Raw genomic sequence first — 15,225 nt, 5'->3', positions numbered from 1 at the left:
GCCGCGCCCCCCCCCCCGCGGGGGGGGGGGGGGCCCCCCCCCCCGCCCCCCCGCTGTCGTTTAAGCCCGATCCGTGCGGGGAAAGATCTTCCACAGCCTGCCACACCTCCATATTCGGAGACATGCGGATCGGACAGGCAACTTTTGGTCCAACTCCAAATTTACTCCAAACCCAGATCTTGATGTGAAGTAAATTTGGAGTTCCGCGAGACCCGCACACCTAACGGTGGGCGGGTCTTTTGTCTTGTCCCCGACCCGCACTTGTGAGCTGCGACGCGTTTGCCGTAGAGTTCTACATCACAGGCCAAAGTTCGACTATAGAATGCAGTGTTCAAATATAGAACACAAGCGGCGGCCGCAGACAGAACACGACGAAGTGAGGAAAGCCCGTGCAGTTCCACCACCACGGTTACGTATCCGGTGACCCGCGTATCAAGCCAGCAGCCGGCGTCGGCATCAACCGTCCGGAGGAGCTGCCCGAGAACGTCGACGTGCTCATCGTCGGCTCCGGCCCCGCCGGCATGCTCACCGCCGCCCAGCTCTCCCAGTTCCCCGACATCACCACCCGCCTCGTGGAGCGCCGCGGCGGACGCCTGGAGATCGGCCAGGCCGACGGCATCCAGGCCCGCAGCGTCGAGACCTTCCAGGCCTTCGGCTTCGCCGAGGCAATCACCGCCGAGGCCTACCGGATCACCGAGATGGCCTTCTGGCGCCCCGACTCCGAGAACCCGGAAAACATCGTCCGCGGCGGCCGCGCCCTGGATGACACCGTGGGCATCAGCGAGTTCCCGCACCTGATCGTGAACCAGGCCCGCGTGCTGGACTACTTCGCCGAGGTCGCCCACAACTCCCCCACCCGCCTGGTTGCCGACTACGGCTGGGACTTCCAGACCCTCGAGGTCGCCGAGACCGGCGACTACCCGGTCAAGGTCACCCTCGTGCGCAGCGCCGGGCCCGACACCGGGGCCACGCGCATCGTGAACGCCAAGTACGTGGTCGGCGCCGACGGCGCCCGCTCCAAGGTCCGCTCCTCGATCGGCTGCACCCTGGCCGGGGACCAGGCCAACCACGCCTGGGGCGTCATGGACGTCGTGGCCTCCACCGATTTCCCGGACATCCGCCTCAAGTGCGCCATCCAGTCCCACGACGGCGGCTCGATCCTGCACATCCCGCGCGAGGGCGGGCACCTCTTCCGGATGTACGTCGATTTGGGCGTCGTGCCAGAGGACGACAACGGCGCGGTGCGCAAGACCACCATCGAGCAGATCATCGCCAAGGCCAACAAGATCCTGCACCCCTACACCGTCGATGTGCGCAACGTGGCCTGGAGCAGCGTGTACGAGGTCGGCCACCGCCTCACCGACCGCTTCGACGACGTGCTGCCCGAGGAGCGCGGCACCCGCAACCCGCGCGTCTTCATCACCGGGGACGCCTGCCACACCCACAGCGCCAAGGCCGGCCAGGGCATGAACGTCTCCATGCAGGACGGCTTCAACATCGGCTGGAAGCTCGCCCACGTGCTCGAGGGCCGCAGCCCCGAGTCCCTGCTGTCCACCTACTCGGCCGAGCGCCAGGTCGTGGCCAAGAACCTCATCGACTTCGACAAGGAATGGTCCACGATGATGGCCAAGAAGCCCGAGGACTTCGAGAACCCCTCGGACCTCGAGGACTTCTACGTGCGCACCGCCGAGTTCCCGGCCGGGTTCATGACCGAGTACGCGCCCTCCATGCTGACCGGCGAGGCAACGCACCAAAAGCTGGCCGCCGGCTTCCCGGTGGGCAAGCGCTTCAAGTCGGCCATGGCCTCCCGGGTCTGCGACACCAACCCGATGCAGCTGGGCCACCACGCGACCGCCGACGGCCGCTGGCGCATCTACGTCTTCGCCGATCCGGCCGCACCCGGGGCGGAATCCCCGGTGGGAGAGCTGGCGCAGTGGCTGTCCACCGCACCGCAGTCCCCGCTGGCCGCGACGCCCGAGGGCCTGGATTCCGACGCTTGGTTCGACGTGAAGGTCATCTACCAGCAGAAGCACGAGGACATCGACATCAACGCCGTCCCCGCGGTCTTCAAGCCCGAGGTCGGCCCGTTCCGGCTCACCGACTACGAAAAGGTCTACGGCACGGTTCCCGGTGCCGACATCTTCGAGACACGCGGCCTGTCCCGCGACGGCGTGATGGTCGTCGTTCGTCCGGACCAGTACGTGGCCAACGTGCTGCCGCTGGGTGCCACCGCGGAGCTCGGCGAGTTCTTCGCGCAGATCCACACCGGCGCGCGCGTCTAGCAACGGCTTGATCCGCATCCAGAACGACCCAATCCGCACCGGCGGATGACCCGACGCAGTGCCCGCGGCCGATGGCCGCGGGCACTGCGCGCCTTGCAGGGCAGGTGCCCAACAGGATCTCCACTGCGCACGAACGCGGGGCGCCTGTCACGGTCCCGCGAAACGTTGGAGGCAGCATCCCCGACGCCGATGATCTTCGGGGGGCCACTTGGGAATACTTCGCCAGTTACATGTGTTTGCATACATGTAAGCGATTCTCCAATTGGACCCACCGAAAGGAATCAAAAATGCAGAGGTTTGAAGGTAAGTCAGTCATCATCACCGGCGCCGGGTCGGGCCTGGGACGAGCAGCGGCCGTCCAGATCGCCAAGGAAAAGGGCAAGCTGGCCCTGGTCGACCTGAACACCGCCGGACTGCAGGAAACCGAGCAGGAGATCCGGCAAATTGCACCCGATGCAGAGGTCCTCCTGCTAACGGCAAACGTCGCCAACGAGTCCGAGGTCCAGAACTATGTCGCCGAGACAGTCACACGCTTCGGGACGATCGACGGATTCTTCAACAACGCCGGCATCGAAGGAAAGCAGAACCCCACCGAGGACTTCGGCTCGGACGAGTTCGGCAAGGTCATCGACATCAACCTCAAGGGTGTTTTCTACGGACTCAAGCACGTCCTGAAGATCATGCGCGGGCAAGGTTCCGGTGCTGTCGTCAACACCGCGTCGGTCGGCGGCATCCGCGGGGTGGGCAACCAGTCCGGCTACGCCGCAGCCAAGCACGGAGTGGTGGGCCTGACCCGCAACTCGGCCATCGAATACGGCCAGCACGGCATCCAAATCAACGCCATCGCCCCGGGCGCCATCATGACGCCGATGGTCGAAGGATCGCTCAAGCAGATCGACGCGGAGAACTGGGAGAAGGTCGGAGCGGCATTCGTCGAGCCCAACCCGATGAAGCGCTTCGGCAAGCCGGAGGAAGTGGCCACGCTGGTCGCCTTCCTCCTCTCCGGCGACTCCGGGTTCATCAACGCGGCGGTCATCCCGATCGACGGCGGGCAGTCCTACAAGTACTGAGTCCCGCGGCCGGATGCGGGCCCCGCAGTGGTTTGGCTGCGGGGCCCGGCTCATGCCTGGGGACTTCTGTCCCACAGCCCGTTCTCGAGCGCGAAGAGCGTGGCCGAGACCCTGTTCGACGCACCGGTCTTCAGGTAGATGTGTTCCACGTGGTTGCGCGCGGTCTTCGGGGCGATCACCAGGGCCGCGGCGATGTCCTTGTTGTTCATCCCGCGGCAGAGCAGCCGCAGCACGTCGACTTCCCGCCCGGTCAGGCCTCCCGGCCCGGCGCCGCCCCGGCGGGGCGCTTCCCCTCCGGCGGCGGCCAGGACGGCAGCGACCGCGCGTTCATCCAGACGTCCCGCCGCCGCCTCCGCGCGAAGCCGCTCCCCGGCAGCGCGCGGGCCCAGCGCCTCCCGGTGCGGCCGCGGCTCCAGGTAGGTCTCGTAGGCCTCGGCGGCAGCGAGCAGGCGCTGGCCCGGATCCAGCTCGGACCCGCCGCGCCCGTGCGGATAGCCGGAGCCGTCCAGCCTCTCCCGGTGGGCCCCGGCAACCTCTGCCACCCGCCGCATGCCCGGCACCCGCGCCAGGATCCTCTCGGTCAGGAACGGGTACATCCCCAGGTGCTCCCTCTCCACCGCGGACAGCGGGCCGGGCTTGTCCCACACCGCGTTGGACACCCCCATCCGGCCCAGGTCGTGGACCCATCCGGCACGGCGCAGCACCACGGCCTCCTCCGGGCCAAGGCCCAGGATGCGGGCCGCGTCGGCGGCGAGGCTCGCCACGGCCCGGGAATGCCCCGTCGTCCAGGGGGACTTCAGGTCGGCAAAATCGCCCATGGCCTCCAACACGGAATCCAGCTCCGCGGCATTCAGCGGCGCGTCGTCGGGCGCGGAGGCCAGCACCGCCGGCCACGGATCGGACTCCATCAGCCCCTCGGCCAAATCCCGCGCCCGCGCGCAGAAAAGGTCGGCAATCGCCGGGTCGAATTGTGTGCCGCGGCGCTGCGCGACCATGGCCACGGCCGCATCCACGCCGCCGGTGCGCAGGAAGACCTCAGCGGCGTCGGCGAGCTGGGCAATGCGCATCTCCAGGGGAATCTGCGCACCCGACCTGCCCGCCGGAAGGCCCAAGCCGTCCCAGCGTTCAAAAGTGTGCTCGAGGATCGAGGGCAATTGCCTGTCCAGGCCCACCCTCGCAGCCAGCTGTCCGGCCGAGGTGCAGTGCGAGGCAATGAGGTCCCTGACAGCGGTCTTGGCCCTCGCAGCAAACAGCGCGCGTTCCACGACCCGCTGCCCGCCCGGCAGCCCGGCACCGGTGCGGCGCAGCATCAGCGAGAGCATGGGCAGCCCGTGGGCATCGATGCGGTAGTAGTCGGAGCGGAAGCCGATGTCGTCGCCGAAGAGCGCGGCCAGCTCGAAGGAATCGGCGTGGCAGCCGATCCAGGCCAGCAGGTTGGCGTGGTAGATCCGCTCGCGCACCGCCGCGTCGACGTCGAGCAGCGCCGCGATCCGCAGGCCCAGGAGGGTCGCGCGCATCATGTGTTCCATGGGCTGGCCGAGCCCCAGGTCGATGGCCAACGAGAGTGCTGCAAGAAGTTCGTTGCGCCGCGGGGACGTGGCCCGTGCCTGTGCGCCCGCAGACCCAAGGTCCGCGGGAATCCGGTCGAAGGTGCCCGCGCCCTGATCCGCCACGCCTTCATTCTACGGCTGCACCTTTCGATGGCCGATGGTTCAGGACCCGCTGCCGTTCCGGGCGGGTGCGGAACGGAACTCGGACGCCGTTGAGGGGTAGTCGATGCCCAGGTCGGCGACGAATATGCCGCGTTGCGGCAGCCAGAAGTCGGCCAGGTGCTCTTGCACCGGGAGTGATTGCGGGACCCCGGCGTCTTCGCCGTCGATGGTTGCCTCCGCGGATCCGACCATCCACACCCGTTGCGGGTGTGCCCTGAAGGACTGTCCATTGGGAACCAGCCCGGACAGCTTCATCTTGCCGGAGCGCAATGCAGGTCCCATCATGAGGCCCATCGCGCCGAGCATTCCGTCGTTGCGCCACACTGCGGCGGGCATCTTCCTGGCCATGGCGGTAAGGGCGGCAGTGGCCGGGGTGGATTCCAGTTCCAACCTCCACGACAGGACGCCGGGAACCGTGACGGTGAGCTGGAAGGGGCCACTCCAGTGCCCGGCGACCGGCGCATAAACCGCCTCGCTGAACGCGGCCCCGAAGTAGCGCGAGCAGCTGAGCTCCGGAGGGGCGTCGGCATAGACGGTCCAGCGACCGTCGGGCCTGCGCAGCCATGCCGCGTGGTATCCCGGGCCGATGGAGCTGGCGGGGAAACGCCGGTAGGCAAGATAGTGTCCGCTGCCAAAAGGCATGCCCATGAGCGCATAGCCCGAAAACCGTTCCGTGGTGCCCGGCGGCAATTCCGCCGTGGCCTCCGAAAGCCTGGCGCATTCGCGCGGTGTCATCGTTGTCATGACTCGCTCCTTAGCCTCATGGAACGAGCGTAGGAGCGTTTGGGCGATCGTGCATGGGGCCGATGCCCCATCTGCCGCACCTTGGCTCAGCCTTCCTTGCGGCGCACCATCTCGTTGATCCAGGCCGGCGCGAAGGGCGAGGTGCAGTTCGGCGGCGTCGGATAGTCCTTGAGCACCTCGAGGCGTTCGCCGATCCGAAGCGCCCGTGCCCGGTGCTCGGCGTGCTCGATGCCGATGGTGGCCAGCGCCTGGTTCATGGCCCACTGCAGGCGCTCCGGCGCGTCCTTCATCCGTGCCTCGATGACATCCAGCAGGCCCGGCAAATCCAGGCCCTCGGGCTTCTTGGCGATCCGCTCACTGGTCAGTGCCCATCCGGCGCTCGCCACCACGGGATCGGGATCCTTGCTCCAGGCCGTGCGCAGCTCTTCGGCGTGCGGGCTCTTCTTCACCACGTAGTTCACCAGCCAGTCGTGGACCTTCGGCGCGCCGGCCTCGCGCAGCATGGTGTCCAGCTCCTCACGCGCGAAGGCCTTGGGGCGGCAGATGAGCAACGCCAGTAGCCGCGCGGCGGTGTCATCCGTGGCCCACAGCTCCAGGGCCAGCTCCTGCCGGGTTTTCAGCCTCTTGGCCACCGCCCGCAGCTTGGACAGGTTCACCCCGTGGTCGTCCCCACGCTTCTGGTTCGCCGCGCGCATTTTCGGATCCTCGAGCGCGGCCAGCTCGGCCAGCACCTGATCCACCGTCGTTTCCGACATCCCGACCTCCCGGTATTCGTGTGTGGGTTCCAGTCTACGAAGGGCCCGTCCATGCAACGATTTGGCCCGGCGGCCCGTTCGGCCTTCAGCCCCGCGCGAGCCTGCGGGCCGCGGCCACGTAGCGGCCGGTGACCAAACCCTGGGCGGCATCGGTGACCGGGGCGGCCAGGCGGTAGAGCCCGCCGGAGGGCCGCGACACCGCCATGAGTTCCAGGTAGACGGAGCCATCGGGCTCCAGCACCGCGGCGAAGGATTCCTCCCCCGATTCGGGGTGCCCGGCCAGGGTGCCGTAGGCAAAGCCGCGTCGGTTCTCGGACTCGATCAGTCGCACGACGCGGCAGGGAGCCTGGAGGCGCACCGGCCCGAGGCCGACACTGAGCCGGACGCGGCTGGCCAGTTGCACCCCGGGGGTGTCGGCGCGCACCCGCAGGCCAGCGACCTCGTGCAGCTTCCAGGCCATGATCCCGGCGGCCAGCGCCTCGAAGGCCGCCGCGCCCTGGCCCACGCGCTCGCGCACCCGCAGCGTCCGGTAGCCGGCGGGCACCGGGACGGAGCCGGTGATGCCCGGGCCGGGATAGCTCAGGTCGTTGAGCACGCCGAGGCGAAAAAGCCGGCGGCGTGCGGCGAGCTCCGCCGGCCGCCGCCGGTCCAGCGCGAGGCCGGCCATCCCGAGCGCCACTTTTCCGCCCAGGCGGGCCGGCAGCGGCACCGGGCCCAGTCCGGGGCGTTCCAGGCCAAGCAGCCTGCGGTGGTTTGCCGGCAGCGTGTCCACGACCGCGGCGAAGAGCAGCTTGTAGCCCGGCAGCACGACGGGATCCAAGGGCGGGTTCTTCAGGAAGGAGACGACCTCGGCGACCCGCGGGCCGCCGGCCAGTTCGCCGCGGGCCTCGTACCCGGCGATGGCCTCGCGCAGTTCGGCCTCGCTGCGCGGCGGGTTGGCCACGCCCATGAGTTCCCCGGCCTTGGCCCACTCGCGCACGTAGGCGTCGGCACCCTGCGGGACGGGGCCGTAAAAGATTTCGTGGCTGCGCAAAAACGCGTCGGCGAAGGCCAGGTGCACCCAGGCCGCGAGGTCCGGGTCGTTGGCCGCGTACCCGCGTTCTTCCCCGGTCCCGGCGGTGTACCTGCCGGTGACCGGTTCGTGGCGCCTCGCCACCCAGGCGCAGGCGGCATCCGCGGCGGTCGTGTCGCCGTAGGTGAGCGTGAAGATCCAGCGGATGGTGCCGGCGAGCCGGGCCAGCGGGTCGCTTTGGTAGTTGGAGTGTTCGGCCACCCCGGCCAGCGCCCCGGGGTGCAGCGCCTGGGTCAGCAGCGCCCGGATGCCGGCGGCGATCGGGCTCATCCCGCCGTGCACCACCCAGACCGCGGAGTCGTGCGGGAAATACCCCGCATCGTCCCCGCGGTCCAGCTCGCGTTCCCACACCGGATCGTAGTGTTCCTGGGCGGAGAAGGTCTGCTGCAGCTTGCGCCGCAGTGGCTCGAACATGGCGGTTGCTAGCCGATCTGCAGTTCGCCCATTTCGCCCCAGGAGTCGCCCTCGACCTTGCGCGAGACGATCTTCGGGGTGGCCAGCAGGGCCGGGCGCATGGACTCCAGGCCCGCCTTGAAGTGCGCGGAATTCACGTGGGTCCCGGCGGCCTCGTCGTCCAGGAAGGCCTCGACGAGCACGAACTCGGCCGGGTCCTCGACGCTGCGGGACCAGTCGAACCAAAGGTTGCCGGGCTCGTTGCGGGTGGCTTCGGTGAACGGGGTCACCAGGTCCATGAAACGCTCGGTGTAATCGGGCTTGGTCTGGAATTTTACGACGATGAAGTACATGCCTCCAAGCCTACCGATTCCGGCTCATCCCCGCTCGAGCAGGCCCTTCCAGTTCAGCACCTCACGTTCACTGCGCGGCAGCGAGGCGACGACCAGGTCGTAGGAATCCTCGATCATCGCCAGCATGGTCTCGGCATCCAGGCCCGGCACCACGGTGTTCCAGTGCTTTTTGTTCATGTGGTAACCGGGGGTGATTTGCTCGTTGGCGGCGCGCAGCTGCTCGGCGAGCGCCGGATCGCACTTGAGGTTCAGGTTGATCGTCCCGCCCCGGTGCATCAGCAGGCCGAACATCTTGGCACGCGTGCGGTCCCGCCCCGCGACCTTGAACACCGCGGCATCCTCGCCGAAGGGGAAGTCCTCGAAGGCGCCGGGCATCGAGAGCAGCATCCCGCGCCATGATTCGTATTCCACGTTGCCAATCCTAAGCCCGGAGGGCAGAAAAAATGGCCGGTCCCGCCCGCTGGGGGGTTTGGCAAGACCGGCCGGTCCATAGGGGTTCGCGGTCGGCCGCTCTCCCCCCAAGCAGAGAGCGGCCGACCGCGAACGTTATTTTTTCCTTGCGGCTATTTCCCCTCGCCCTTGCGGCGACGCGAACCTGCCACGAACGCCGCTCCAAGGAGCATCAACAGGGCTCCGGATCCCAGGACCCACAGCGTGGAGTCCGAGGCGCCAGTGTTGGCCAGCGGCGCAACCGGCCTCCGCGGCGGCACCACGGCCACGGGCTGGACCGGGATGGGGGTCTGGATGACCTGCACCGGGTTCGGCGGCGAGGGGTTGGAGTGCTTGACCTGCACCGGGGTTCGGTGCGTGGTTTTCGATTCCGGGACGTCCCCGGTGCCGGTGGCCACGTTCACCAGGACCGCGTCCCAGGCCTCGGCGTTCACGGTGATGGAGTAGGTCAGCGTCTTGACCTCCCCGACCGCCAGGTCACCCACGTTCCAGACGAGCTGGCTGCCCTCAATGACCGATTCTCCGCCCGAGGGCTTCAGGCTGCCCTCATTGAGGACTGCCGCCTGCTGCCATCCGGCCATCTCGTCGGTGACCACGGCCCCGGTGTACACGAACTCTCCGGTGTTGCGCACCGTGAGGGTGTAGGCGATGGTGTCGCCGGGCCAGACGACGGTGCCGCTGGCCGGATCGGAGGTCTTCACCAACGAGTAGCTGCGCGGGTTCTTTACCGGTTCCACGCAGTCGCGGGAATGGGTGGTTTTGCCGTTGGCGCTCAGCGTGGCCTCGTTCAGGAAGCCGCCGTCGGTGTTCCCCTCCCCGGACGGGCAGCTGCCTGCAGCCGATCCGATGGTGCCGGCATCGAGCTCCGCGACGGCATGCACCCGATAGGTGTGGGAATCGCGGGACTCCAGGTTGCGGTCCGTGGCAAGCACCGTGCCCGGCTCGGTGCCGGGGGTCGCCCAGCTGCCTGTCGTGTCGGTGCCTTCCATGCTCCAGTCGGCGCCGGTGACAGTGATCCCCTCGCCGAAGCGCAGCGTGTCGGTGAGGTCGTAGCGGGTTGCCACGTCCGAGGTGTTGTTCACGACGACCGTGTAGTGCACGTCCCAACTGCCGTCCGCGTTCTCCACGGCGCTTTCGGCGGTCTTGACGACGTTGCTGCTCGGTGCCGGGATGTCCAGGCAGGCTTCATCCGGAGCGGATTCGTTGCCGGAGCTCACTTCGCCGGTGTTCAACAGGCCGTGCCCGCCCTCGCCGCAGACGCGGTCCGCGTCGGAGATGGCGGAGGTGAGGCTGAGGTTGACGACCACCGTGAAGGTGTGGATTTCGCCGGCTTCCAGTGCCTGGCCGGCGACCACCACGTCCTCGGCGGGGTCCGTGCCGTTCCAGCCTGCATTGACCACCACGTCCTCGGAGCCGACGGTGCGGTCGTTGACGAGCACGCCGTCCGCGAAGGCCGGGGTGTCGGTGAGCGTGTAGAACACGTCCTGCCCGTCGGTGCCCGGATTGGTGACGGTGAGCTTGTAGCCCGCGTCCCAGGTGCCGTCCCAGTTTCCGTCAGCGTCCTCATGCTGGACCAAGTCAATGGCCTGCTTGTCGAACTTCGGGGCGACCGGCTCGGCACAGGCCGCGACCTCGGTGTCCTGGCCGTTGGCGGCGAGGCTTGCCGTGTTCAGGAACCCGGTTCCGTCCTCGCCCTCGCCGAGCTCGCAATTCCCTGCCGCGGAGCCGATGACTCCGGGGGCCACGTCTGCGGTGGCGCTGACCAGGTAGGTGTGGGTCGCCTCCGCGTCGATCAATGTGTCGGTGGCCAGGACCTCGGTGTGGTTCGGGGTCTCCAGGTCCCACGCATCGCCGTCGCCGGCAGCCGGCCCGGTCCACGAGGCGTCGGTGACCTCGATGCCGCCGCCGAAGGACAGGGTGTCGTTCAGCGAGTAGCGGCCCTGGAATGCGTCCTTGTTGGTGACCTCCAGCTTGTACGTGATGTCCCAGCTGCCGTCCGCATTCTGCTGGGTGCCGGTGACGGTTTTTACGACCGTCGGGGCGCCAACCCTCACACAGACTTCCACCGATGCGCTTGCATCGTCAGTCGCAACGCTGGTTGCCGTGTTCTCGTGGGTGGTGCAGGTGCCGTCCAGGGCATCCGGGTTCGTGTTCCGGTAGATCACCTGGTAGGTGAACTCGGTGGGAACCGACCCTGCGTTCCAGTCGGCGGTGCCCAGCAGCACGGGCTGCGGAACCGTTGCGGCCTTGTCGTCGAAGACCTCAAGGGCGGTATTCGCGGAACCCGCCTGCTCGTAGAGCACCTCGGCCGAGGCCGTGGCGGTCGTGTCCCCGCCCTGGACCGTGGCCCAGGTGGCGGTGACGGTGTGCTCGCCCGCATAGTCCCCGTTTTCCGGGGTCCCGGTGCAGGTGTATGAAAGGGTCACGGTGTTGGCCGTGCCGTTGGCGCCGGCCGGCACCAGTACCTGGAACCCGTCGGTCTCCGGGTCGGCGTCGGTGGCATCGATGGCGCAGGTGACTCCCGCGATATCGACACCGCCGGTGAGCGTGGCGGTGATGTCGCCGCCCTCGAACTGGTTGGGGTTGCCCAGCGTGATCGTGCCCGCCACCTGGTGGTTTGAATCCCCATAACCGTCAGGTGTCGCCGCGACCGTGTAGCCGAACGTCGCGGTTGAGTCCAGGCCGATTTCGGCCTCGGTGCGGTCAACCTGCTTGTCCAGCTTCCACAGGTATTCGCGGTCGAAGGTGGCTTCCGCGGTCTTGGAAACGTCCAGTCCCGCCTTGGCACACACTTCCACGTCCGCCGTGGCGCTGTTGTCGGCCTCGTCGGTTCCGGTGGTTTCCCTCAGGACCGCGGTGTTGGTGTACGTGGTGCATTCTCCGGCCACGCCAGCCAGCTCGACGGGGTAGGTGAACACCTTGGGCGACTCGGCCAGGGTTGCGGTTCCCAGATCATGGGTCGCGCCCGGCACCGTCCGGTCATCGAGGACCGTCACCGCCCCGTCGATGTCCTTGGCCTGGTCCTGGGTGAACAGGACTCCCGCCGCGAAGTCGGCTGTGCGGTCCTTGCCGTCCGCGCCGCTCCACGTGACGGTGGCGGTGTTGGTGTGGCCCTCGTAGTCGGCCTCGGTGAGCGGCTCCGCGAGCAGGCAGTCGTAGCTGACCGTGGCCTTGCCGCTGGTCACGACGCCGTCCACAATGGTGGCCGCCGGGACAACGACATCCGTGCCTCCGCCGGCCACGGTGCAGGTGGCACCGGGAACGGTGGTGACATCGGCGATGTCGACGACCAGCTCACCCTGCCGGTTCGGGTTGAACACGTCGATCGATCCGGACATCGTCCAGTCCTGGTCTTCGTGTCCCGCTTGGGTGGCGGTGACCGTGTAGTTGGCTGCCGCCTTGGCGTTGCCGTCGACGGTGAACTTGGCCTGGTCCACCTTCTTCTCGAGGTCCCAGTCGTAGTCGCGGGTGTAGCCCGCGTCAACGGTTTTGACCACGGTCAGGCCCTTTTCGACGCACACCTCGACGGCAACCGAAGCGGTGTTGTCGCCGTCGGATCCGGCTGCTTCCTTCACGACCGCGGTGTTGGTGAAGGTGGTGCATTTTCCTGCCGTGCCTGCCAGTTCCTGCTGGTAGGCGAAGACGTTCTCGCCGCCCAGCGTCGCGGTGCCCAACTTGACCGGCTCCGCATCCGGATTGGTCTTGTCGTCGAACACGTCGACCGAGGCATCGGTGGCCTGATCGATCGTGAAGTCCACTACAACCGCATCGCTTGAGGCGCTGCGGCCTTCGCCCCAGGCGGCCGTTGCGGTGTTCGTGATGACGCCGGTGTAGTCGGCCTCGTCCACTCCCGCCGCAACGTCACAGGTGTAGCTGAGCTCCACCGTGTCGCCGGCGGAAATCTCCATGTCCTGCCCATCGACGACGGTGCAGGAGATGCCCTCAAGGTCCAAGGTGTCCTGGACGTTGGCCGTGATGGAACCGAAATCGTTGGGGTTGTGCACGGTGATCTTGCCCCCGAGATTCCACCCCGAATCCGTGTGCCCGTTCTGCGTTGCGGTCACGGTGTAGTTGGCGACGACGTTGCCGTCTCCGTCGACGTTGAAGGAGGTCTTGTCGACGTCCTTCTCGATCTTCCAGTCGTAGTCGCGGTCGAACGTCGCGGTGACGTCCTTGGTGACCTCGAGGTTCTCCTCAACACAGACGGTGACTTGCTTGCTGGCCGAGTCCAGGGTCGCCTGGTTCCAACCGTCTTCAGTCACGATCGCGGTATTGGTGTGATCGTCACATGTTCCGGGGATTCCCGGGAACGAAAGGTCGTAGGTGAACTCCGTGGGGTCCTTTTCCTTGTTCCAGGTTGCCGTGCCCAAGAGCTCCGGGTAATCCGTCTCGACGACCTTGTCGTCAAACACCAGGACGTTTTTGTCGTACTCGGTGTCCAGCACGTAGTTGACCTCGGCCGAGGCCGTGGCGGTCTGCTGGGCGTAAGTGGCATCCTTCCATGTGACATCGACGGTGTTGGTACCCGTGTAGGTGGCCGGTACACCGGTGCACTCGTAATCCAGCACCACGCTGCCCGGGTTGCCGTCGGCGCCCGCGGGCACCAGGACCTGGAAGCCCTCCTTGTTCGGGGCGCTGTCCGTGGCCTGGATTTCACAGCTCACCCCCGCGATGTCCACCGTGTCGGTGACCGTTGCCGCGATGGCACCGTCCGCGAACTGGTTCGGGTTCGTCAAAGTGATCTTGCCGTGCAGGGATTCGTCAAAGTCCTCAAAGCCGTTTGGCACTGCCTTGACGGTGTAGTTGAAGACTGCCGATCCGTCCGGCGCTATTGTCTGCTCCGTCCTGTCCACGTCCTTGGCCGCGTTCCACTTGTACAGGCGGTCGAAGGAGGCGTTGGCCGTCTTGGAAACCTGCAGCCCCGCTTGGTCGCACACGGTGACCGTGGCTTCGGATGACGGGTTCGCCGCGTCTCCTTCCAGTTCCGCCCAGGCCTTGTTGGTGAATGGGGTGCATTCGCCAAGCGTGGCCTCGTGGGTCAGTTCGTCGTTGAACGTCTTGGACCAGGTGGCCCATTCGCCGTCCGGGATGTCGGAGAAGGAAACCGAGCCCAGGTTCTTGGGCGTGGAGTCGGGATCGACCAATTGGTCGAGGATGTCCACGGTCTCGTCCGTGGCTCCCTTGAGCCGGAAGGCGATGTCGATGGGTTGGCTGCTGGCCTTGCCGCCGCTCCAGGTGATGGATGCGGTGTTCGTTTGGCCCGTGTAGTTGGCCTCGGTCACTGAACTGGCATCGCAGTTGTAGGCGACCTTCTTCTTGCCATCGACCCAAACTTCTCCGGACAAAGCGGCCTGCGGGACGGTGACCTGGACACCGTCGGCATCCGGGTTGACATCGGCCGCCGGATCCACGGTGCAGACCAGGCCTTCGAGCGTGGTGTTGTCCGAGACCGTTACCTCGATGTCGCCACCGAACCGGTTCGGGTTGGTTACGGTGATCTCGCCGCTCAGCGTCTTGGCGTCGTCCTCGTATCCCTTGGAAGTGACGGTGATGCCGTAGTCGACCACTGCGTTGTGGTCCTCCCCGGCGTTGACCGTGTCGGGACCGACCACGGTCTTTTCGATGTCCCAGAGATAGGTGCGGTGGTATCCCGCATCGGCGGTCTTCTTGACGCTGAGGCCGGCGGGCCGGCAGGCCTTGATGGTGGCCTGGTCGGACACGGTGAAATCGTTGGCCCCCGCAACGGTCGCCGTGTTGGTGAACCCCATGCAGGTGCCCGCCGAAGCAGCCGGAACCGTCCACTTGACCTTGTAGTCGCGGGTCTGTGCCGCCATACCCGCGGACCATGTGATGGTCCAGGCGGGGTCAAAGGCGTGGTGGTCATCCGTCACGGTCACCACATTGTTCAGCGGCGCCTGGGTCCAGGTGCCCATGGTCACCGCGGCACTCCCCGTGGCTTCCGCCTTGGGCGTGGCGGCCTTCGCGGCATCCCAGGTTGCCTTGGCGGTGTTCGTGCCTTCATAGCGTGGGAGCGTCACGAAGGTACACCTGTAGCTGAACCCCTGCGTCGAGTCCTTCGGGATGACGGCCTGGAACCCTTCGGTGTCCGGGTCTGCGTCGCCGACGGGATTTGTCCCCGTCGTACCTGTCACGGTGCACGCGGCGTCGCCGCCGACATTCACCGAGTCGCTCAATGTGGCGGTGATGTCCTGCCACGTGTTCGGGTTCTTCACCGTCATGACGCCCGACATGGCCCAGGCGCTGTCTTCGGGGTCGTTCGGCTTGACCGTCACCCGGTAGTCGACGACGACGTCGCCATTGGCATCGGTGGTGTAGGGGCCGGCACCGTTCACCGGCGTCTTGTCGATCTCCCACAGGTAGGAACGGTTGAAGC

Annotated in this window: 9 protein-coding genes; 2 read left to right on the top strand and 7 right to left on the bottom strand. The window is 67.0% G+C overall.

Annotated elements, in window-relative coordinates; translation table 11 throughout:
• Nucleotides 1-389: 389 nt before the first annotated feature.
• Nucleotides 390-2,282, top strand: coding sequence for an FAD-binding monooxygenase (locus ACIPVK_RS20580; protein ID WP_407613851.1), 1,893 nt, complete (start codon nucleotides 390-392; stop codon nucleotides 2,280-2,282).
• Between the two features lie 287 nt (nucleotides 2,283-2,569).
• Entirely contained in the window at nucleotides 2,570-3,352 is a 783-nt protein-coding gene (locus tag ACIPVK_RS20575; RefSeq protein WP_407613850.1) for an SDR family oxidoreductase, read from the top strand.
• Nucleotides 3,353-3,402: 50 nt separating this feature from the next.
• On the opposite strand, the gene ACIPVK_RS20570 is transcribed toward ACIPVK_RS20575, so the two are convergent.
• The 7 genes from ACIPVK_RS20570 to ACIPVK_RS20540 form a co-directional block, all read right to left on the bottom strand.
• Nucleotides 3,403-5,025 carry an HD domain-containing phosphohydrolase gene (locus ACIPVK_RS20570; protein ID WP_407613849.1) on the bottom strand — a complete coding sequence of 541 codons (1,623 nt, stop codon included), beginning with the start codon at nucleotides 5,023-5,025 and terminating at the stop codon, nucleotides 3,403-3,405.
• A 39-nt stretch (nucleotides 5,026-5,064) separates the two neighbouring features.
• On the bottom strand, nucleotides 5,065-5,808 hold the full coding sequence (locus ACIPVK_RS20565; RefSeq protein ID WP_407613848.1) for a hypothetical protein: 744 nt from the start codon (nucleotides 5,806-5,808) through the stop codon (nucleotides 5,065-5,067).
• Between the two features lie 86 nt (nucleotides 5,809-5,894).
• Nucleotides 5,895-6,563 carry a DNA alkylation repair protein gene (locus ACIPVK_RS20560; protein ID WP_407613847.1) on the bottom strand — a complete coding sequence of 223 codons (669 nt, stop codon included), beginning with the start codon at nucleotides 6,561-6,563 and terminating at the stop codon, nucleotides 5,895-5,897.
• An 85-nt stretch (nucleotides 6,564-6,648) separates the two neighbouring features.
• Nucleotides 6,649-8,049, bottom strand: a complete 1,401-nt coding sequence (locus ACIPVK_RS20555) for a DUF1990 family protein (protein ID WP_407613846.1) — start codon at nucleotides 8,047-8,049, stop codon at nucleotides 6,649-6,651.
• Between the two features lie 8 nt (nucleotides 8,050-8,057).
• Nucleotides 8,058-8,381: a putative quinol monooxygenase gene (locus tag ACIPVK_RS20550; RefSeq protein ID WP_407613845.1), complete on the bottom strand. Its 324-nt coding sequence runs from the start codon at nucleotides 8,379-8,381 to the stop codon at nucleotides 8,058-8,060.
• A gap of 24 nt (nucleotides 8,382-8,405) precedes the next feature.
• Nucleotides 8,406-8,792 (bottom strand): MmcQ/YjbR family DNA-binding protein, encoded by a 387-nt coding sequence (locus ACIPVK_RS20545; RefSeq protein ID WP_407613844.1) that lies wholly within the window; start codon nucleotides 8,790-8,792, stop codon nucleotides 8,406-8,408.
• A 152-nt stretch (nucleotides 8,793-8,944) separates the two neighbouring features.
• Nucleotides 8,945-15,225: LPXTG cell wall anchor domain-containing protein (locus ACIPVK_RS20540; RefSeq protein WP_407613843.1), on the bottom strand; the 6,281-nt coding region annotated here is incomplete at its 5' end.

This window comes from Paeniglutamicibacter sp. MACA_103, assembly GCF_045798555.1.
In the GTDB taxonomy this organism is placed as follows: Bacteria; Actinomycetota; Actinomycetes; order Actinomycetales; family Micrococcaceae; genus Paeniglutamicibacter.
This window is presented reverse-complemented; position numbering and strand designations above follow the sequence as displayed.